Here is a 19,595-nt window from a genome sequence, read left to right as displayed (position 1 = left end):
CCCAACGACCCCCGCCGCGCCCCCGCAGCCCGCACCAACAACTGCGCAGCCAGGAGCAAATTGGCATCCTCGTGAACCACGGAATCCACCGAGTCCGGCACATTCTCAGGAAGCACGACGTCGGCCCAAGCGTTGAGTGCCTCAGCGGCCTCCCGCAGCAACCCCCCGGTCCGAAGCACCCCGGCTTTGGCAGTCATCAACCGCCGAAGGGCGGCCCGGCTGAAGGGCTCCGGAACGAGCTCAGGCTGCCACACGAGCGCCCCGGTCGGCTCGGTGGTTCCCGAAAGCGCCGTTGTTGCGTGGAGGTCCACGCCGGCCGCCGAGCTTGCGAGGCGTTCGCCGGCGAGAGACCGGAGCGCAGGCGCCGAGGGAACTAGCGAGTCGGTCCCCCCGCCGTTCGGCGGCGCCCACCCAAGGAACCCTTCAACAGCCCGCCGTCCAAAGACCAGCCCTTCGAGCAGCGAGTTACTAGCCAAGCGATTGGCGCCCTGCACCCCGGTACAAGCAACTTCGCCGGCGGCAAGCAAGCCAGGTACAGACGTCCGGCCGTGGAGATCCGTGACCACCCCACCCATCCAGTAGTGGGCGGCAGGGGCGACCGGAACTGGCTCAAGGGTCCAGTCGACTCCGGCTTCGCGGGTCCGGGCGCTGAGCGTGGGGAAGCGTTTCTCAAGGAAGCCTTTCCCCTTGTTCGCTTCCACGGTCCGGGCGTCAAGGAAGACGTGGCCGTTGGGATCACCAAGTGACGCAAGGTGGAGGGCGATGCTGCGGGAGACGACGTCGCGCGGCGCCAGTTCGGCGTCGGGGTGGTAGCGGGGCATGAACCGTTCGCCGTTCGCGTCCACCAGGATGGCGCCTTCGCCGCGGACGGCTTCGGAAATGAGGAGCGGATCGGCGCCGAAGGGAGCCGGTTTTCCTGCAGCGGAGAGGACCATGCTCGTGGGGTGGAATTGGAAGAACTCCAGGTCCGCGAGCTCCGCGCCTGCCCGCCATGCGAGCGCGAGTCCGTCAGCCGTTGCCACCAAGGGGTTGGTGGTCTGGGCGAACAGCTGCCCCGCCCCGCCGGTGGCCAGCAGCACGGCATCGCCGAATACGCTCTCAAGGCGGCCGTTGCGCAGGAATTCAACGCCCGTCACGCGACGCTCGGACTGGATCAGTGACGTCGCCTGTGAATGTCCCAGCACCTGGATCTTCCCGGCGTCCTGTGCGTCAAGGACTGCCAGGATGAGTGCGTTCGCCACCCCGGCACCCGTGGCGTCTCCACCGGCGTGGAGAATCCTTGGCGCGGAGTGGGCGGCTTCGAACCCCAAGGCGGGATCGCCGTCGTCGTCCGCGTCGAAACGGACGCCGAAACGCTCCAGCCCCCTGATGTCGAGGCGAGCTTCGGAGCACAGAACCCGCACGGCCTCCTCATCGCAGTGGCCCGCGCCGGCTGTGAGGGTGTCCGTGATGTGCGCGGCGACGGTATCGCCGGGGGCCGGTTCGTCCAGCACTGCCGAAATCCCGCCCTGGGCGAAGAAGGTATTGCTGTCCGCGAGCGCGCCCTTGCTGAGCAGGACGACCTCCGCACCGGCCTCGGCGGCCAGCAGCGCGGAGTAGAGGCCGGCGATGCCGCTCCCGACGACGACGAGCCGCCGCCGCGCCGGGGCGCCGGGAATGCGTTCTGCAGTCATGTGAGGCTCGATTCGACTGGTTGGTACGGGATGTGGCCTAGAGCGGCCGAGCTGCGAGCATGCGTTCAAGGGCGATCTTGGCGTTGTCCTTGACCGAATCGTCCACAGTAATGCGGTTGACCACGCGGCCCTCCACCAGTTCCTCGAGCACCCAGGCGAGGTAGCCGGGGTGGATGCGGTACATCGTGGAACAAGGGCAGATCACCGGGTCGAGGCAGAAGATGGTGTGCTGCGGGTTCTCCGCGGCCAAGCGGTTCACCATGTTGATCTCGGTGCCGATCGCGAAAGTGGTGGGCTCGGTCGCGGCGGCGATGGCCTTCTTGATGAAGTCCGTGGAGCCTGCGCCGTCTGCCGCGTCAACAACCTCCATGGGGCACTCAGGGTGCACAATGACGTTCACGCCCGGGAATTCGGCGCGTGCCTTCTCGATCTGGCCCACGTTGAAACGCTTGTGGACGGAGCAGAAACCGTGCCAGAGGATGACGCGGGAATCCAGCAGGGTCTGTTCGTCGTTTCCGCCGAGTTCCTTGCGCGGGTTCCACATGGGCATCTGCTCCAGCGGGACGCCTAGCGCCTTGGCCGTGTTGCGGCCCAGGTGCTGGTCAGGGAAGAAGAGGACCCGCTGGCCGCGTTCGAAGGCCCATTCGAGCACCGTCTTGGCGTTGGAGGACGTGCAGACGATGCCGCCGTTGCGTCCGCAGAAGGCCTTCAATGCGGCCGAGGAATTCATGTAGGTCACCGGGACGACCGGGGCACGGCCTTCGGAATCGGGGGCGGTCCCGAAGAGCTCCTCGAGCTGCTCCCAGCATTCCTCCACCGAATCCTCGTCCGCCATGTCGGCCATGGAGCAGCCGGCGGCCAGGTTCGGCAGGATCACGGCTTGGTCTGCGCTGGACAGGATGTCGGCTGTTTCGGCCATGAAGTGAACACCGCAGAAGATGATGGCCTCGGCGTCGGGCTTGGTCAGGGCAGCGTTGGCGAGCTGGAAGGAGTCGCCCACGAAATCCGCGTACTGGACAACTTCGTCGCGCTGGTAGAAATGGCCCAGGATGACAGCCCGGTCCCCCAGCGTCTCCTTGGCGGTACGGATCCGGGCGTCGAGCTCGGCGTCGCTGGCCAGCTTGTACTCTTCGGGCAACTGGCCTTGGCGGGGCGTGGCCTTCGGAGCGTCGTCGGCGCTGGACGCACCGGGACCGTAAGCGGGGATGCCTGCGAGGGCTTCGGCGAGGTCGTACTCCCAGGGGCCCTTGGCCAGAGCGGGGCTGCACGTCGACCCGGCCGCGGAACGGCCGTTTTCGGCTTCTTCCCGGGTGATCAGCTGGATAGCTGTATTGACGCTGCTCATGGTGTACTCCTGTTGTCTGGCCCGAGTCCGGGCGTGCCGGTGAAGCGGTAGAGGCGGGGCGGGCGGTGTTTTCCGCCCTGGAGGTATTCACCGGTTTCCTCGATTTCCGGTGTTCCCTTGATTTGCCGGCGGAAGTTTGCCGGATCCAGCTGACGGTCCAGGACAGCCTCGTAGACTTCGCGGACCTGTGCCAGGGTGAAGAATTCACCCAGCAAGTGATAGGCGATGGACCCGTAGGCCATTTTGTTGCGCAGCCGCCACAAGGCGTAGTCCACAATCGCGTTGTGGTCGAAGGCCAATTCCGCGAGCCTATCGGCCCGGAACCACCGGACGTTCTCGGATTCGTCGGCCAGGGCGGCTTCCGTGGGCTGTACCAGGGCCCAGTAGACAATCGACACGACCCGCTGGGCGGGCGAGCGGTGCAGGCCGCCGAAAGCGTAGAGCTGTTCGAGGTATTGGGGAGCCAGCCCCGTGGTTTCGCGCAGGTTGCGGGACGCGGCATCCTGGAGGGATTCGTCGTGCTGGAGCGGTCCGCCGGGCAATGCCCACATGTCCTTGAACGGTTCGCGGATGCGGCGCACCAGAGGCAACCACAGCGTGGGGCGGCCGGAGCTTTCACTGGGGCGGAGGGCGAAGATCACCGTCGATATGGCCAACGACGGCGGCGCGAGCCTGCGCTCTGCGACATTCGCGGAGGTGGCGTACACGGTATTCACCCCGCTTCTTTGCCGTAGGGATCAGAAAACTAGTTATAGTCAAAATGACTAGAACTAATGGTACGACTGTCGGCGGACAGTGTCCAAATGTTTCAGCCCGCGTTCTCCTTGGCGGCAGCTTCCAGGAGGGGCAAAGTGCGGCCTTGGAAATGCGTATTCAGCACGATCACCGAGGACGACCGGAGCACGGTCTTGGTGGCGATGAGCTTGTCCAGCACGCGCTGCAGGTCCGAGTTCGACTTGCCCACCACCCGCACCATGAGATCCGAACTACCGGAAACGGTGTGGACCTCAATGAGTTCAGGGATCGCTGCCAAAGCTTCGACGACGGCGTCGTGCCCCAGGTCCTGGTTGATGGTCAGCGAGCAGAAGGCGACCACCGGATAGCCGAAGCCGGCAGGATCGGGCTGCGGAACCCAGGGAGCCACCACTCCGCGCTCGGCCATCCGGTCCAGCCGCGACTGGACCGTGGCACGGGCGACCTTCAAGACCCTCGATGCCTCCAGAACGGACGCCCGCGGGGAGTCTGTGAAAAATCGGACAATCTTGGCATCCAACTCGTCCACAACCATCAGTTTTTCCTGCTTCCGCCCAAGGGGATGTACAAATCGGCGCTTCACGCCCAGATGCCACTCCAGCTTGTAACCATCCTCTCACGAGTGTTTTTCGCCACTTTCATCCGGAAGCGGTAAATTCGATAAGTCCTACGAGGACCAGCGAACAAACCATCCACAAGAAGGCAAACACGAATGACAACGAAGTCCACCGCTGTTCGACCCTCCATTCCTTCGCGAGGCCTTGGCCACTCGATGAAGCCGCGCCAGCTCACCATGATGGGCTTGGGCAGCGCCATCGGCGCGGGACTCTTCCTCGGTTCGGGCGCCGGAATCCACGCCGCCGGCCCGGCAGTGCTCATCTCCTACCTTGTGGCGGGCACCTTGATCATCGTGGTGATGTGGGCCCTAGGCGAGATGGCAGCCGCCAACCCGAACAGCGGCGCCTTCTCGGTGTACGCGGAAAAGGCCATGGGCAGGACGGCCGGGTCCACGGTCGGCTGGCTTTGGTGGCTGCAGTTGGTAGTGGTCATCGCCGCGGAGGCACTCGGCGCAGCAGGGCTGCTCTTCTCCGTCTGGCCAGTCATTCCTGTGTGGGCGCTGGCGTTGGTATTCATGGTGGCATTTACCGCGATCAACCTTGCCGGGGTCCGGAACTTCGGTGAGTTCGAATTCTGGTTCGCCATCCTGAAGGTCGCGGCCATTGTCGCTTTCCTCGCCATCGGCGCAGCTTTGCTGTTCGGCTGGTTGCCCGGCGTAGCTTCCCCCGGCCTCGCAAACCTGACCGGCAACTTTGCACCGTCCGGCTGGTCCGGAATTGCCGCAGCCCTCTTCGTAGTGATTTTCGCCTTCGGGGGCACCGAAATCGTGAGCGTGGCTGCTGCGGAGACGCAGAACCCGGCACACAGCGTCGGCAAAGCCATCCGCACGGTGGTGTGGCGCATCCTGGTCTTCTACATTGGTTCGGTCTTCGTCATTGCAGCAGTACTGCCCTCCGATTCCGAAGGCTTGAAGTCGCCGTTCGCCGGCGTCCTGGACCTTGCCGGCATCCCGGGAGCCGGCGCTGCCATCACGCTCGTCGCCGTCGTGGCATTGCTTTCCGCGCTCAACGCAAACCTCTACGGCGCCTCACGCATGGTCTTCTCCTTGTCTGAACGCGGCGAAGCACCTGCCTTCCTGTCACGGCTGCGCGGCGCCCAGGTGCCCATGGCCGCCGTCGGGGTTTCCGTTGCATTCGGCTTCATCGCCACCATCCTGGAACTGCTGTTCCCGGACCACGTACTCCCCGCCCTGCTCAACCTTGTCGGGTCCACGTGCCTCGTAGTCTGGGGAACTGCGCTCGTGTCCCAGTTCATCCTGCGCCGGCGCGCCGACCGCGAAGGAACCGAACTGCCGCTTCGCATGAAGGGATTCCCCTTCCTTACGGTATTCGGACTGGCGTTGCTTGCCCTGATCTTCGTGGTGGGCTTCTCGAATGCCGAGAGCGCCGGTCAGCTGATCGGCACGTTCCTGTTGATCGCGTGCATCGCCGTTGCCTGCCGGATCGGCGCCAAGGTGAAGTCCGCACGAAACGCCTAAGCTGACCAACCAACTAGCAGTTGATGTCGTTTTGAGCCCTCATAACGACAACAACTGCAGGGCCCACGCCGCCGGGGTTCCCTGGCCGAGCTTGCGAGGCGAGGGTGGCGGTGGGGAGTTAGTTGGGAGGTGCGCAAATTGCTATGTGTCCCCAGGGGAAAGCTGGCAGTCTATGGCAGTTTGACTAGCCCCGAATAGGCGGATTGCCTACGTTCCGAACAGTGACTACGGTCACGTCCATGGACTCATCTCTTCCCGTCGTGGCCGCAGCCGACGCCGCACCCCTGTCCCCCGGACAGCTCAGGGAGCTCTATTCCCTGATGGCTGCCGTTCGATACCTCGATACCTCGGCCGTTGCCTGGCAGCGCCAGGGAATCATCCCCGGCTACGCTCCGGAACTCGGCCAGGAAGCCGCCCAGGTCGGCAGCGCCTACGCCCTCGACACTGCCCGCGACTTCGCCTTCCCGACGTACCGCGAGATGGGTGTCGCCAGGACCATGGGCGTGGACATGGTGGCGTACCTGTCCACCCACAAAGCAACGTGGCACGGCGGCATGTACGATCCCCTGGCAAGCGGCCTCGCGCCCATCCAGGCCGTCGTGGCAGGCTCGGTGCTTCATGCCGTCGGCTGGGCCCACGGCCAGACCCTGAGCGGCGGGCACGGAGTGGCCCTCAGCTACTTCGGCGATGGCGCGTCCTCCCAGGGCGATGTCCACGAGGCCATGAACTTTGCCGCCGTGATGAAGGCACCTGTTGTCTTCTTCATCCAGAACAACGGCTGGGCGATTTCCGTGCCCACCGAGCGGCAGGTGGCCGGCGGTTCGGTAGCTGCCCGAGCCGCGGGCTACGGAATCCCGGGCATCCAGGTGGACGGCAACGATGTGGTCGCCGTCCACGAGGCCACCCGCAACGCCTTCGCCCACTGCCGCGCAGGAAAGGGTCCGGTTGTGGTCGAAGCCATGACCTACCGCCGGGGTCCGCATTCCACCGCCGACGATCCCGGCCGCTACAGGAGCCTCGACGACGAGCGCATCGACGCCGGCGAGGATCCGCTGGAACGCCTCCGCAAGCGTTTGCTGGCCGAAGGCGTAGCCGACGAGGCGTTCTTCACCGCCGCCAACCAAGCAGCCCGGGCAGAGGAAGAAGCCATCCGCATCGGAATCGAAGCCCTCGGGCCCCGGCCCGGCAACGAGATGTTCGATTTCGTCTTCCAGGAAACCACCCCCGCCCTTGAAAACCAGGCCACCCGTTGGCGCGAGGAGTCAGAACATGTCTGAAAGCACCACAGCCACCCTCGAAGCCAGGGCAGCCACAGAGAACCAGTCCGTCAAGCTTTCCATGCAGCAGGCACTCAACCGCGCCCTGGACGAGATCCTCTCGGCCGATCCGAAGACGGTGGTCTTCGGCGAGGACTGCGGCCGATTGGGCGGGGTCTTCCGCATCACCGACGGACTGCAGGCCAAGCACGGAGAATCCCGGGTCTTTGACACGCCGCTCGCGGAATCGGGCATCCTGGGGATGTCGGTGGGCCTGGCCATGGCCGGTTTCCACCCCATTCCGGAGGTGCAGTTCGATGGCTTCGCGTATCCCGCCATCAACCAGATCGTGTGCCAGATCGCCCGGATGAACTACCGCAGCCGGGGCAAGCTTCCGATGCCGATCACGCTCCGCGTACCCAGCTTCGGCGGCATCCGCGCCCCCGAACACCATGGCGAAAGCCTCGAGGCACTCTTCGCGCACGTTCCGGGGCTCAAGGTGGTCTCGCCGTCGGACCCGCACGATGCCTACCACCTGCTCAAGTACGCCGCCTCGCGGCCTGACCCGGTGATCTTCATGGAACCGAAGTCCCGGTACTGGCAAAAGGGCGACGTGGACGCCTCCGACGGCGGTACCCTCACCGGCGCCCGCGTTGTCCGGCCGGGCCGCCACCTGACCCTCGTAGCCTGGGGTGCCATGGTTGCCCGGTGCCTGCAGGTTGCCGAACTCGCCGCGGAAGACGGAATCGAGGTCGAGGTCCTCGATCTGCGCTGGCTCAAGCCGATCGATGCCGAAGCACTGGCGACTTCCGTCGGAAAGACGCGGCGCGCCGTCGTCGTGCATGAGGCTCCGCTGACCTCCGGGCTGGGGGCCGAAGTGGCCCAGCTGATCACGCAAAGCTGCTTCGACACGCTCAAGGCGCCCGTCGAACGGGTCACCGGCTTCGATGTGCCGTATCCCTCCGGCGACCTGGAGGACGAATACATTCCGAACATTGACCGCATCCTCCTGGGGATCCAACGAGTACTGGAGTATCGACGTGGCTGAAATCAGCTTCCCCCTGCCCGATCTTGGCGAAGGCCTCATCGAAGCGACCGTCCTGGACTGGCTCGTCTCCCCCGGCGACCAGGTGGAACGGAACCAGCCGCTCGTGGAGCTGGAAACGAGTAAATCCGCCCTCGAGTTGCCGAGCCCGCAGGCGGGTAAAGTGATCCGTATCCACGGAGCGCCGGGCGAGACCATCAACGTCGGTGAACCGCTGGTGGTGTTCGAGGTGCCGGATAATACTGCCGGTATCGTGGGCACCGTTCCCAAGGATGACGCACCGAAGCGCCGGGTCCGCCTGAGCGCCGTACTTGATGAGGACTGACACCATGAGCGGCAGGCACAAGGAAGAGCACATCCACACTGTGGAAGGGACAGATCCGCATCTGTTCGTGGAAGTCCATGAGCCTGCCGAAGGGACCGACGCCGGATTGCGCCCCGTGCTGCTGCTGCACGGTTTCTCCTCGTCCACCAAACTCAATTGGGGCGACACAGGCTGGATTTCCACCCTCAAGTCCGCGGGCCGGCGTGTCATCACCGTGGACCTTCCAGGGCACGGCCAGAGCAGCTCGCCCGAGGACCTGGACTCCTACTCGCCGAGCCGGATCCGCGCGGACCTGCTCCAGATAGTCGCCGACGCCGGTGCGCGCCCCGTGCGCGCCGGTGACCCTACCAGCGGGCTCGACGTCATCGGCTACTCTTTGGGCTCCCGGCTCGCTTGGGAATTCGGGGCAACCCAGCCCGAACTCGTGCACCGGCTGGTGTTGGGGGGCCCGAACAAGGAAGACCCCCTGGCGTCGTTCGATCTCGGAGCAGCCCAGCGCTACCTCGCGGACGGCACACCCATTGAAGACGAGTCCACGGCAGGGTTGCTCAAAATGGCACAGCTCTTGCCGAGCAACGATCTTTTTGCGCTCTTGTCGCTCATCGAGGCCATCAAGGGCGAACCCTTCGATCCTGCCGAAGCCGTGCCCCACATGCCGATGCTCCTGGTGGCCGGCGACAAGGACGAGCGCGCCGTCACCATGCCGGAGCTCGCTTCGATCGCTTCCCATGCCGGGGGCATGGTTGAGCAACTGCTCGTACCGGGGCGGAACCACAGCAACGCCGTGACCAGCCGGGTTTTCAAGGACGCTGCGGTGGCGTTCCTCGGCGTCTAGGCGGTGGCGGAGCGGCTGATAGTGGCGGAGCGGCTGCCTTAACCCGCCAGCCGCTCCGCGTTGAGCGTCATGCGCTCCAGCACGCTGACGGCCATGGCGTATTCGTCGATACCGATCCCCATCGAGAGGTCCCGCCGGGATTCTTCAACGAGCTTTTGGGCTTCCGTATGTTTTGCGTGGCCGAGTTCGCTGAGGCTGAGGCGATCGTCCACCATGATGATCATGCCGCGGCCCACCAGGGCGGCGAGTTCGTTTTCGCGACGTCGCGTGTCGCCGCCCCAAAAAGGGTTGAGTATTCCGTCAAGATCCTCGGGGCTGATGGTTGTCTCGGCCAGGACGTTGAGCGTCTGCCACTGCCTCCGGCTGAGTTTCAACCTCGCCAAGGTGCTGTCCAGGTGCGCCTCCAAAGCGGCGTCCAGGCGTTTGGTCCAGTAACCGATCGGCTTGTTCACATGGCCCATCGTGGCAGCGCAGAGCGGTCCCGGCAACAAAGGTAGGCTTGATTCAGCGCTGGATGACGTGGAAGTGAGACGAATGGGCATGCGCTTCAAGGACCGTGCGGACGCCGGACGCCGCGTGGCAGCAGGGCTCCCGCAGCTCCGGCATCGCCCGGACACCATCTTGCTGGGCCTCGCCCGCGGTGGAGTCCCCGTGGCGGCCGCTGCCGCCGTCGAGCTCCACCAGCCATACGGCGCCATGCTGGTACGTAAACTCGGCATCCCGGGCCGCGAGGAAACTGCGTTCGGCGCCCTCGCCTGGTCCAACGGCAGGATCGTCCGCATCCTCAACCGGCCCCTCGCCGAACGCATGCTTCGGCATCGAATCACCCAGGCTTCGCTCGACGCTGTCGAGGCACGCGAGCGCGGAGAACTCCTGCGGCGAGTGAAGACCTACCCGGGTATCAGCTTCGATCTCTCGGGCAAGACTGTTGTCCTTGTCGACGACGGACTCGCCACGGGCGCAACGATGCGCGCCGCCGTCGAGGCCGTCCGCGCGGGAGGCGCGGCGACTGTGGTAACCGCCGTCCCCGTGTCATCCCTCGAAGCCCAAGCGTCCATCAGCCGGGTGTGCGATTTCATGATGTGCCTGCACACGCCGGGCAAATTCCATGCCGTGGGCGCGTTCTACGAGCACTTCGAACAATTGACCGACGACGACGCGGTGCGGCTTTTGGAGCAGGCGGGGTAGTTCGCAAGCCGCTGGGTTGCGATTCGCGCCAAACGCGAGCGAGCGTCGATGAATTTCCCGTCATAGCTGAGCGAGCGTCGGAGAATTTCGCGTCATAGCTGAGCGAGCGTCGGAGTGCGAACGACGACGGCGATAGCTCGCCGTCGTCGTCGGACGCGCCGTGGCGCGTTCAGTCCTTCCGCTCGAGGAACTCCCGCACCCGGGCGCGGGCCGGCTCGCGGTCGTAGCTGTTCACGAGGGCGGCAGCCATGCGGACGGGGTCGCCGAAGAAGAAGTACTCATAGAGGGCCTGGCGCCCGGCGAACGCGGAAATGCTGGCATCGAAAGCGAGCTTGAAGAGGCGCACGCGCTCCGGGCCGGTCAGGGTCTTCGCCTGCAGGTACAGCTCGATGTCCGGCAATGCCTCGCTGGCTACGTCCGCTTCGCCCGGCAGGGCCATGAGGCCTGACGCCGAGAACTTCCGGATGATCGCGGGGAACCGCTGGGCAACCTTGGGGTACCAGTTGCGTGCCGCATTCAGTGTGGGCCAATGCGGCAACAACACGCCATCCGGGCTTGGAGCTGCCTGGGCCTCCGCGGCAACCATGAGGGCCTTGCCGATTTCGACGGTCTCGATCAGCTCCGCGAGGTCTTCCTGGATGTGCTGGAATCCGTCAATCCCGATCGACGCCGCAATCTCCGAGGCCAGGCCGAGGAAGAACTCGCTCTTCGCGATGGTCCTCGTGACCACCTGGTGGGTCATGAGGGCCCCGGCGCCGGTCTCGGAGTAGAAGGCATTGCACAGCTCGGGATGGCCGAGCATGAAGATGCGATCGTTCGGAACGAATACGTGGTCGAAAACGACGACGGCGTCCATCTCCTCGAAGCGGCTGGCGAGCGGCTCGTCGTGGGTGCCTCCGCCGTTGTAGAGCGAGGTCCGGCACAGGTAACGCATGCCCGGCGCATCGTTCGGGAGGGCGAACGCGTAGGAGTAGGGAGCATCTTCCGGCGTCGAGCGAAGGAGCGTCGAAGGGAACACGAGGAGCTCGTCGGCGATCGGCGCGATGGTGGCGAGCATACGTGCGCCGTGGACCACAATGCCGTCTTCCCGCTCCTCGACGACCCTGGCCGAGAGTTGCCCGCCGAGCTGTTCGGAACCTGACACCGAACGGTTGACTTGCGGCGGGATCAGCGTGTGCGTCGCAAGGAGATCGTTCTCGCGGCAATGCTCATAGTATTTGCGGATGTTTTCGCCGAACATCGGATCGGCCTGGGCAAACCATTTTTCTGCGGCCGCGAGTGCCGTAAGGGCGCCGTTCATGTAATCACCCGTCCGGCCCAGGAACCCAAGGGAGTACTCCGCCCAAGTGCGGATGGCCGCATGCCGATGTTCGAGGTCTTCCTTGGTGCGCGGCACCAGGAACGAGGCGTTCACCCGGTCACCCGTCGTCGGGGACTCGTAGGTGAGGGCGTCCGCATACTTCGGGTCATGCTGCATGTCGAAGAGCTTCGCGTACGTGCGGGCCACATTCCTGAAGGACGGGTGGTCGGCGATCTTCCCGGTGACCATTTCGCCGTCGATCAGGACGTGGGGGTTCATCGAGTTGAGCTTGTCCAGGTACTGCTGTCCGGTCCGGATTCCCATGGTTGTCTCCAATGATGGTTGTGCTGAAACGGCATACGGATGCGGCGTCGACGGGCGCCGGCAACTACAGAAGATCCTCCATTCCCAATTGGCTTTCAGGGATAGTGGTGAAAGAGCTGTTGGCGAACGCGAGCGCGTCGCCGCTGCGGTAGTTGAAGTCCACCACTTCACCCACGTAGAGGGTGTGGTCTCCGCCGTCGTAAGCCGCCCAGGGCGTGCATTCGAAATAAGCGAGGACGTTGGATAGCCGGGGCGCCGTGTCGCCTTCTACCCAAAGGGGCTCGGGCCCGGGTCGGCCCGCGAAATGCAGGGCGAGTTGCTTCTGTTCGGCACCCAGAATATTGACGCTGAAGGGGCGCCCGGCCAGCTCATCGTGGGCTTTGGCGTTGCGGGCGATGCTGACCAGGACCAGCGGCGGTTCCATAGATACGGCGGTGAAAGAGTTGACGGTGATACCGTGCCGCTTGGTGGCGCCGTCGAACGTCACGATAGCGACACCTGTGGCGAAGCGGCCCAGGCTGCCGCGGAAATGATGTGCCCGCGGCCGCGAAGTGCGGCTCAAGGGACCGGGCTCCGCATTATGGCTGGACTTGGCAATCATCGTTGATTCCTGGCTAGCGATTGTTCTATATGTGAATTTGTTCTATATTTGAACAACAAATTCTCATACAGAACCATAGTCTCTTGTGAGTGACAGCACAAGACGGCGGGCCGGTCGCATTAGGCCCCAACATAGGATGGAGCGCATGATGTCTCCCAGCGCCGCAAAAAGTCTGCAGGACACGACGGCGACGGTCTCGCCTTCGCAGACCCTCTCCCGCGGAATCCAGGCCCTGGAAATCCTGGCGGCAGCAGAGCGCCCATTGACCATTGCAGAACTCGCCGGCGCCCTGGGCGTTCATCGCTCGGTGGCCTACCGGATCCTTCGCACGCTGGAGGATCATTCCCTGCTGGTGCGCGACGACGCCGGCCGAGTTCAGCCAGGTCCCGGCCTTGCGGTGCTGGCCCGGGGTGTCTCCCGCGACCTCCAGACGGCCGCCCTACCGGAACTGACCCAGCTTGCCAACGCCCTGAACATGACGGCATTCGTCGCGGTCTGGGATCATCAGGACTGCGTCACGCTGGTCACGGTCGAGCCCCGACACTCAGCCGCGACCCTGGCACAGCATCCCGGCACCCGCCACCCCGTGAACACCGGGGCGCCTGGAATCGCGATCCAGTCCACCATGAGCGAAGAAGAATGGGCCGCCCGCGCGCCGGGCCTGCCGTATCGTCCGGAAGCGGCAGAAGCGCGCCGGCTCGGCTATGCGGCGAGCCACGACGAAGTCATCGCCGGCTTGTCATCCTTGGCCGCCCCGATCCGGGTGCCAGGCGGGCGGCCCGCCGCGATCGCCGTCGTCTACATCCGCCGCGAACAGGACCAGGCCGCCGTCGGCGAAGCACTGGCAGCGAGCGCGTCCCGGATAGAGTCCCAGCTGGCGTAAGGACCCGCCGATGGACTCGTGGGGCTTTTCACCATTGGTGCGCGCGTTCGTCCTGTTTCCGACGCTCGCTCACTTATAGGGCCAAAACCTGAAACGCGCGCTCAGATGATCTGAGCGAGGGTTTCCCAAAAGTGGCCCATAAGTGAGCGGGCGTCGTTATGGTTGCGTGTTTGGCCGGCGCCGGAGGACCAGTCCTGCAACGATGCCGAGCAGCAAAAGCGCGCCGGAAGCGGACGTGGAAACCACAAATGCGGCGCCCGGACCCTGCGTCTGGGCCAACTGGCCGGCAACGTAGGCGCCCAGCGCCGTACCCGCCACGATGCCGCTAGCCAAGGCGGTCATGACGGTCGCCATGCGGCCGGCCGGTGCCACGACTCCCCCGATGCTGAAGACCGTCACCATGACCGGTCCCACGGGAATTCCGAGCACCAACAGAACGATGACCATCGGCCAGATCCCGGCGGGAAGGAACAACAGTAGGGAGAACGCCGTCATCGCGGCCGCGGCGAGCACCCAGCGGATGGCCAGCCCGAAGCGCTGCGGCCAATAGGCAACGGACAACGCCGCGACGGCGGAGCTCAGGCCCATGACGGAATACATCAGCCCCGCAATTTCAGCCGTGGCGAACTGGGCGGAGAAGGCGCTCAACGCATTCTGGGTTGCACCAAAGAAAGTACCCATGCAGACCATGGCCAGCACCGGAACGGCGACCTTCAGCCAGGCCACGGATCGGACACTTGACTGCCGCTGTGCAGGGACGCTCCCGACGGCGGCGCGCGCCTTGCGCTTTGCAGGCACCACGGCCAACTGCGAGGGATGGACGGCGAAGGACGGCACGAGCGTGGCCGTCAGGACGGCCGCCAATGCGAGCGGAAGCCAGGGGGCTACGAGGCTCGCAAGAATACCGACCAGCGCCGGCCCCAGGACGAACGTGACCTCGTCCGCGGTTCCTTCATAGGACAACGCGGTGTCCAGGTCTGCGCGGCTGGACGCCACACTTCCAGGACCGTTGGTGTTCAGGTTCCTAGTGGTCAGGGCCATCCAACGGACACGGGCCATGGGCCCCACCTGAGGGCAACTCGCTCCAGCCAGGAAAGCCGTCACCAAAATGGCAATCGCGTCCGTGGGGGCGTTGAAATCGGGCGTCAGGTAGGCGGCCACGAGCAAGGCGATGACGGTCACGGCGTTGACAACCGCGGCCACGAGGAGCACAGGGCGCTGGCCTGAGCGGTCGGCAAGGGAGCCAAGCACCGGCGCGCCCAAGGCCGAGCCAATGCCGACCGCTCCGGCGGCCAGGCCACCGATGGCGTAAGAATGGCTGACAGCTGTGACAAGGGTGAGGGTGCCAACGGTCAGCATCGCGAGTGGCAACCTAGCGAAGAGACCCAATGGGAGGAAGTTCCGGCCTGCGAGTTCGGGCAAGCGGGCGAAGCGGCCAGGCAGACGCGAACGGCGCGGCGCGGCCGACAGGGGCAGTGCCGACTGCGGCGCGGAAGGAAATTCAGGGTGCGGCTTAAGGGCGGTGTTCGCCGCGGACTTCTGTGGGGAGGAGTTCATGATTCCGGGTTCGCTGAATGGTGCGCATCGTCCCTCCTCCCGATGCGCGCGACCCGGTGTAACCCTCCAAGTCTACCGGACGGCTGCGCCTGCTCAAGCGGGCCCATACACGACGAAGCGCCCCAAAACCGGTGCCTAGGCGGCCGCGGCGTCGACGATTCGAACGGTGGAACCGTTCCGGTTCTTGATTACCTGCAGCTGGCTGCTGATTCTCTGCTTCATCTCCGCAACGTGGCTGACCAGCCCCACTACCCTGCCGCCGTCGCGCAGTCCCTCCAGCGCATCCATGACCTGCTCAAGGGATTGCTCATCAAGGCTTCCGAAGCCCTCATCCACGAACAAGGTCTCGATGTCCACACCGCCGGCCTCCTGCTGGACCACGTCCGCGAGCCCCAGGGCCAACGCGAGCGAAGCCATGAACGACTCCCCGCCGGACAGGGTTGCGGTGTCCCGCCGCTGGCCAGTCCACTCATCCACCACTTCCAGTCCCAGGCCTGATTTCGCGCCCCGGGCTGCCTTGGCGTCTGTGTGCTGCAGGGTGTATCGGCCATCGCTCATGGCGATCAGCCGCTCCGACGCCGCCGCCGCGACCTGTTCGAGGCGGGCGGCCAGCACATAGCTGTTGAGGCTCATTTTGTAGCCGTTGTCGCCCGCCCCTCTTGCGGTTTCTGCGAGCTCGTTGAGTACCCGGGCGCGATCCCGGGGGCCGCGCCCGGAGGCCGCAGCTTCCTCGTACTGCGAGCGGATCGCAGCCAGGCTGGTCACCGTGCGGGCAGCGAGTCCTGCAGCAAGATCCAGCCGTCGGGCTGTTTCTTCCGCCCGTCCGGCGTCTTGTTCGAGGGCTGCGAGCTCGACGGCGGTCAGTGGCACCTCACCGATCTGGGCTTCCTTGGCCGCGAGAACGAGATCCTCGGACTCGAAGAGCTCTGCGAGCCGGGCGCTCTCGGTCTCCGCGGACCTGATGGCTTCGTCGAGCCTTGCAGCGTGCTGCTCGTCGAGGATTTCGAGGCGCGCAGCATCCGCGGTGTCGAATCCGTTCGCTGCAAGGGCGGTTTCCAAGGCCGCAGACGCATCGTCCAAAGCCTCCCGGGCACGTTCAAGTTGCACTCCCGCGGCGACAGCGGACTGCAGGAGTTCGCGATGCCCGGTCAGGGCATCGATCCGCTCGTGCAGCGTGTCGAAGCCATCACGCAGCCCGCAAAGCAAGGTCTCCAGGGACTCACGTTGCTCACCCAGCAGGGCCATGGTGGACCCGGCCTGCGCCGCAGCGGTGTCCTCTTGGACTTGTTCTTCCTCCAAGCGGGCAATCCGCTCCGTCATGCGGGCGAGCTCTGCCTTGCCACGTTTGAGGCTGTCGACGGCGGAACGCGCCAAGGCCAGGGCGTCTTTGGCCAAGGCCTCCGCCGAAGCGGCTTCCTTGGGATCGATGCCTCCGCCCTGGGCGGCGAGCACGGCAACTTCCTGCTCGGCGGCCGCCAGCTCGCCTGCCGCTTGGAGAAGTTCATGCTCGCTTTCGTCATAGCGTTCGTGGGCGGATTGCTCTTCCTCCGCAAGGGCCAGTGCGGTTAGCCCTGCGGCTGCCGGGGACGGGTGTTCGGCGCTTCCGCAGACGGGGCATGGATCGCCGTCGTTCAGCTTTGCGGCGAGTTCGGCGGCGGCATTGGCCAGCCGGGATTCGCGGAGATCCAGCCAGAGTTGCCGGAGGTCCTGGGAAAGCGCGCGTGCAAAAGCGTGGCGCTTCACTGCCGCGGACTGGGAATCCAGGGCGCTTGTGTAACGGGCAACTGTCTTGACGGTGTTCTGCGCTGCTGCCGCTTCGCTTTCCCGGAGGGGCAGCTCCACAGCGGCCGCTTCCAGCGGGCCCAGCTCACCTTCCAAAACAGCCGCATCCGAGCGAAGCCCGGCCAGAGCAAGGGACCGCTCTGCCTTGGCCGACTCGCGCTGCCGTGCAGCGACGTCGAGGGCATCAAGCCTGGCAGTGATGTCCTCGAGCTTCTGTTCGTCCCCGACCCGGGCCTCAACGACAGCCATGGTCTCTTGAATCCTCGCCAGCGACGTGCCCGGCTCGCTTGCGTCAAGAGAGGCGGCAAGCAGCTTCGCCGTCGCCGACTCCGCCTTCGCGCCCGCGATGTCTAAGGCCTTGGCAGAGCGGTCGACGGCGTCGAGTTGTCCGCCGAGGACGGCGGCCTTACGGTGGCGTCCAAGCCGCTCGCGGAATTCCTTCACTTCAGCCGCACGTGTGGCGAGGACTTCGCGCCGGCGAGTGGCGGCGTCGAGCTTCGCGTGCCGTTGGACCCGTTCCCGCGCGGAGTTGAGCTTGTCGGCAAGCTGAAGCCGGACGGCTTCGGCAGAGCCAGCGGCTTGTTGCCGCTTGAGAGATTCGGCACGGGCCCGGGCCTCGAGGGTCCCGAGCCGGAGTTCGGGCGTGGAATAGTTGGAGCCTGCGTTGGATCCTGCGTCATCAAGATCCGGGTCAGCCGCCTCGTCAATGCCGAGTTGCGCGAACTCGGACTCTGCCCGCTGCGCGAGCAGCTTAAGTCCGTTCTGGTTGTCCTGCACTTCTGCGCGCGCGGCGTTTGCTTGGAGTGCCAACTGCTGCTCGATCGCTTCAAAACGCTGGGTTCCGAAGAGCTTCTGCAGAAGATCCAGCCGGTCGGACGCCTTGGAACGCAGGAAAGCCGCGAAGTCTCCCTGCGGGAGCATGACCACCCTGGTGAATTGTTCCCGATCCATCCCCAGGACATCTCCGATTTCCATGCCGGCTTCGTCGTTGCGGGAGGCCTTTTCTTCCCACGAGCCATCAACCCGTTCACGCAGGAGGGTTTTGGCCTGCTGGGTGGTGAAGCCCTTGCGTCCACGGGCACTTGGCCTGTCCCACGCCGGTGAGCGGGTGACCTCAAAGCGTCTTCCGCGCGCCGAAAATTCGCAAACGACCCGCGGCTCCGCAGCCGGTTCCGCGTGGTCGCTGCGCAAGCGTTTTCCGTCCTGGCGGGCGCCCGGTACCGAGCCGTACAACGCAAAGCAGATGGCGTCGAGCACGCTCGTCTTTCCCGCGCCGGTGGCACCGTTCAAGAGGAACAGGCCCTGGGCGCCCAACAGATCGAAATCAATCGATTGAACCCCGGCAAACGGCCCGAAAGCCTCAATTTCAAGGCGGTGGATTCTCACAGCTCTGCCCCTTCCAACCGGACCGCTTCCAAGGCTTCACGAAGGGCGGAAAGTTCAGTCTCATCAGCCGGCCTCCCGCGCACATGGTCGAGGAAGCCGCAGCAAACACCAAGATCGTCTTCGGCCTCCGCAAGCCTGCTGCTGTAGCTGGCTTTGACCTTTCCCGCGGCGTCTTCAGGGTCAAAGCCCAGCACCAGCGTGTCCGGGAACCGGGCTCGCAGCTGTTCCATGGCCTGCGCAGGCCGCGAGGAGTCTGTGAGGGTGACTTGGCAATACGCAGTCTCAGCCCAGGAATGCTCCTCCGACTCCAGAAGCTCAGCGAGCTTCCCCCGGAGAATCGCCAGCTCCCGTGGTGCTTTCCACAGAACTTCCTCGACGCTCTCAACACCGCCGACGCCGATATCAATCAGCCACGCACCCTTCCGATGCCTGGCCTCGGAGAACGAATACGCCAGCGGCGAACCCGAATACCGGACGCGCTCCGAAAGTTCCTGCCGCCCGTGCAGATGTCCGAGGGCCGTGTAGCCGAAGCCATCAAAGAGATCCAGGGGCACTGCCCCCAAACCGCCGATGCTCAAATCGCGTTCGCTGTCCGAGGTGATGCCGCCGCTCGCGAAGGTGTGTGCCAGCACAACGGAGTGCACCGGCCCCGCTTCGCTTCTCCGGGCAATGTCCTCACGGATGAGCTCCACCGCGGCCTGCGTGACGTCAAAGTGGCTCGGGGTTTGGGTGCCGAGCCGTTCGGCGACAAGCCGCGGTTCAAGGTACGGAATTCCATAGACGGCAACCACGGGCGCACCCGGCTGAGCTGCACCGTGGTCGCTATCCAGGGGAAACAGGACGGGCGAATCGAGATCCTCTACGCGGGTCCGCAAGTGGACTCCCCCGCGCTCCAGCAGGCGTGAAGCGAAACCAAGGCGGATCGCGGAATCGTGGTTGCCGCTGGTCAGCACCACCTTGGCTCCAGCATCCGTGATCCGTACGAGGGCGTCGTCGAGGAGCTTCACGACATCCAGGCCAGGCAGCGCACGGTCGTAGACGTCGCCCGCGATCAAGACGACGTCCACCGACTGTTCTCGGACGACTGCGAGCAATTGCTCAATGAAGTTGCGCTGGGCGTCAAGCATCCCGACGCCATGGAACGAGCGTCCCAGGTGCCAATCCGAAGTGTGCAAAAGCCTCATGTTTTCAAGCTAACTGGAGGCCCCGACATTATTGGTGCGGCGCGGCGGCACCGGCCGTAACAG

Annotated in this window: 17 protein-coding genes; 7 read left to right on the top strand and 10 right to left on the bottom strand. The window is 65.0% G+C overall.

The window, feature by feature from the left end; translation table 11 throughout:
• From nadB to AC3WJM_RS03625, 4 genes are all read right to left on the bottom strand, one after another.
• Window positions 1–1,673 (bottom strand): L-aspartate oxidase (gene nadB, locus AC3WJM_RS03640; RefSeq protein WP_492271212.1); only part of this gene is annotated, 1,673 nt, incomplete at its 3' end.
• 37 nt (window positions 1,674–1,710) lie between these two features.
• Window positions 1,711–3,018 (bottom strand): quinolinate synthase NadA, encoded by a 1,308-nt coding sequence (nadA, locus tag AC3WJM_RS03635; protein ID WP_492271211.1) that lies wholly within the window; start codon window positions 3,016–3,018, stop codon window positions 1,711–1,713.
• On the bottom strand, window positions 3,015–3,725 hold the full coding sequence (locus AC3WJM_RS03630; RefSeq protein WP_113990543.1) for an NUDIX hydrolase: 711 nt from the start codon (window positions 3,723–3,725) through the stop codon (window positions 3,015–3,017). The genes nadA and AC3WJM_RS03630 overlap by 4 nt, the downstream gene beginning before the upstream one ends.
• A gap of 101 nt (window positions 3,726–3,826) precedes the next feature.
• Window positions 3,827–4,306, bottom strand: a complete 480-nt coding sequence (locus AC3WJM_RS03625) for an Lrp/AsnC family transcriptional regulator (RefSeq protein WP_059387632.1) — start codon at window positions 4,304–4,306, stop codon at window positions 3,827–3,829.
• Window positions 4,307–4,483: 177 nt separating this feature from the next.
• Here AC3WJM_RS03625 and AC3WJM_RS03620 point away from each other — a divergent pair, with 177 nt between their 5' ends.
• The 5 genes from AC3WJM_RS03620 (at window position 4,484) to AC3WJM_RS03600 (ending at window position 9,327) form a co-directional block, all read left to right on the top strand.
• Window positions 4,484–5,866 carry an amino acid permease gene (locus tag AC3WJM_RS03620; protein ID WP_332601881.1) on the top strand — a complete coding sequence of 461 codons (1,383 nt, stop codon included), beginning with the start codon at window positions 4,484–4,486 and terminating at the stop codon, window positions 5,864–5,866.
• Window positions 5,867–6,105: 239 nt separating this feature from the next.
• The gene (locus AC3WJM_RS03615) at window positions 6,106–7,143 is read left to right on the top strand and encodes a thiamine pyrophosphate-dependent enzyme (RefSeq protein ID WP_492271210.1); all 1,038 of its coding nucleotides are present in this window, start codon (window positions 6,106–6,108) and stop codon (window positions 7,141–7,143) included.
• A complete protein-coding gene (locus AC3WJM_RS03610) occupies window positions 7,136–8,170 on the top strand; it encodes an alpha-ketoacid dehydrogenase subunit beta (protein ID WP_492271209.1) in 1,035 nt (344 codons plus the stop codon). Before AC3WJM_RS03615 ends, AC3WJM_RS03610 begins: the two co-directional genes overlap by 8 nt.
• Window positions 8,163–8,492, top strand: coding sequence for a biotin/lipoyl-containing protein (locus tag AC3WJM_RS03605; RefSeq protein ID WP_234747729.1), 330 nt, complete (start codon window positions 8,163–8,165; stop codon window positions 8,490–8,492). Before AC3WJM_RS03610 ends, AC3WJM_RS03605 begins: the two co-directional genes overlap by 8 nt.
• 4 nt (window positions 8,493–8,496) lie before the next feature.
• Entirely contained in the window at window positions 8,497–9,327 is an 831-nt protein-coding gene (locus AC3WJM_RS03600; protein ID WP_284988382.1) for an alpha/beta fold hydrolase, read from the top strand.
• A 38-nt stretch (window positions 9,328–9,365) separates the two neighbouring features.
• Here AC3WJM_RS03600 and AC3WJM_RS03595 read toward each other — a convergent pair whose 3' ends face one another.
• Complete coding sequence (locus tag AC3WJM_RS03595; protein WP_284988383.1) at window positions 9,366–9,779, bottom strand: MarR family transcriptional regulator; 414 nt, start codon at window positions 9,777–9,779, stop codon at window positions 9,366–9,368.
• A gap of 82 nt (window positions 9,780–9,861) precedes the next feature.
• Between AC3WJM_RS03595 and AC3WJM_RS03590 the strand changes: the two genes are divergently transcribed.
• Window positions 9,862–10,515: a phosphoribosyltransferase gene (locus AC3WJM_RS03590; protein ID WP_492271208.1), complete on the top strand. Its 654-nt coding sequence runs from the start codon at window positions 9,862–9,864 to the stop codon at window positions 10,513–10,515.
• 169 nt (window positions 10,516–10,684) lie between these two features.
• Here AC3WJM_RS03590 and hpaB read toward each other — a convergent pair whose 3' ends face one another.
• Together hpaB and AC3WJM_RS03580 are read right to left on the bottom strand one after the other, a co-directional pair.
• A complete protein-coding gene (gene hpaB / locus AC3WJM_RS03585; RefSeq protein WP_441437134.1) occupies window positions 10,685–12,139 on the bottom strand; it encodes a 4-hydroxyphenylacetate 3-monooxygenase, oxygenase component in 1,455 nt (484 codons plus the stop codon).
• Window positions 12,140–12,203: 64 nt separating this feature from the next.
• On the bottom strand, window positions 12,204–12,740 hold the full coding sequence (locus AC3WJM_RS03580; RefSeq protein ID WP_059387630.1) for a flavin reductase family protein: 537 nt from the start codon (window positions 12,738–12,740) through the stop codon (window positions 12,204–12,206).
• A 148-nt stretch (window positions 12,741–12,888) separates the two neighbouring features.
• Here AC3WJM_RS03580 and AC3WJM_RS03575 point away from each other — a divergent pair, with 148 nt between their 5' ends.
• Window positions 12,889–13,623 carry an IclR family transcriptional regulator gene (locus AC3WJM_RS03575; protein ID WP_284988484.1) on the top strand — a complete coding sequence of 245 codons (735 nt, stop codon included), beginning with the start codon at window positions 12,889–12,891 and terminating at the stop codon, window positions 13,621–13,623.
• 156 nt (window positions 13,624–13,779) lie between these two features.
• On the opposite strand, the gene AC3WJM_RS03570 is transcribed toward AC3WJM_RS03575, so the two are convergent.
• From AC3WJM_RS03570 to AC3WJM_RS03560, 3 genes are all read right to left on the bottom strand, one after another.
• Window positions 13,780–15,180 carry an MFS transporter gene (locus AC3WJM_RS03570; protein ID WP_492271207.1) on the bottom strand — a complete coding sequence of 467 codons (1,401 nt, stop codon included), beginning with the start codon at window positions 15,178–15,180 and terminating at the stop codon, window positions 13,780–13,782.
• A 135-nt stretch (window positions 15,181–15,315) separates the two neighbouring features.
• Window positions 15,316–18,348: an AAA family ATPase gene (locus tag AC3WJM_RS03565; RefSeq protein ID WP_492271206.1), complete on the bottom strand. Its 3,033-nt coding sequence runs from the start codon at window positions 18,346–18,348 to the stop codon at window positions 15,316–15,318.
• On the bottom strand, window positions 18,345–19,532 hold the full coding sequence (locus tag AC3WJM_RS03560) for an exonuclease SbcCD subunit D (protein WP_307054199.1): 1,188 nt from the start codon (window positions 19,530–19,532) through the stop codon (window positions 18,345–18,347). The genes AC3WJM_RS03565 and AC3WJM_RS03560 overlap by 4 nt, the downstream gene beginning before the upstream one ends.
• Between the last annotated feature and the right edge of the window lie 63 nt (window positions 19,533–19,595).

Source organism: Arthrobacter sp. FW306-1B-G06A, from assembly GCF_058781765.1.
This window is presented reverse-complemented; position numbering and strand designations above follow the sequence as displayed.

Bases quoted from the DNA above. Each gene is read 5' to 3' on its own strand.
- AC3WJM_RS03620 (WP_332601881.1), top strand. From the start codon at position 4,484: ATGACAACGAAGTCCACCGCTGTTCGACCCTCCATTCCTTCGCGAGGC.
- AC3WJM_RS03615 (WP_492271210.1), top strand. From the start codon at position 6,106: ATGGACTCATCTCTTCCCGTCGTGGCCGCAGCCGACGCCGCACCCCTG.
- AC3WJM_RS03600 (WP_284988382.1), top strand. From the start codon at position 8,497: ATGAGCGGCAGGCACAAGGAAGAGCACATCCACACTGTGGAAGGGACA.
- AC3WJM_RS03610 (WP_492271209.1), top strand. From the start codon at position 7,136: ATGTCTGAAAGCACCACAGCCACCCTCGAAGCCAGGGCAGCCACAGAG.
- hpaB (WP_441437134.1), bottom strand. From the start codon at position 12,139: ATGGGAATCCGGACCGGACAGCAGTACCTGGACAAGCTCAACTCGATG.
- AC3WJM_RS03625 (WP_059387632.1), bottom strand. From the start codon at position 4,306: ATGGTTGTGGACGAGTTGGATGCCAAGATTGTCCGATTTTTCACAGAC.
- AC3WJM_RS03570 (WP_492271207.1), bottom strand. From the start codon at position 15,180: ATGAACTCCTCCCCACAGAAGTCCGCGGCGAACACCGCCCTTAAGCCG.
- AC3WJM_RS03575 (WP_284988484.1), top strand. From the start codon at position 12,889: ATGTCTCCCAGCGCCGCAAAAAGTCTGCAGGACACGACGGCGACGGTC.
- AC3WJM_RS03560 (WP_307054199.1), bottom strand. From the start codon at position 19,532: ATGAGGCTTTTGCACACTTCGGATTGGCACCTGGGACGCTCGTTCCAT.
- nadA (WP_492271211.1), bottom strand. From the start codon at position 3,018: ATGAGCAGCGTCAATACAGCTATCCAGCTGATCACCCGGGAAGAAGCC.
- AC3WJM_RS03580 (WP_059387630.1), bottom strand. From the start codon at position 12,740: ATGATTGCCAAGTCCAGCCATAATGCGGAGCCCGGTCCCTTGAGCCGC.
- AC3WJM_RS03590 (WP_492271208.1), top strand. From the start codon at position 9,862: ATGGGCATGCGCTTCAAGGACCGTGCGGACGCCGGACGCCGCGTGGCA.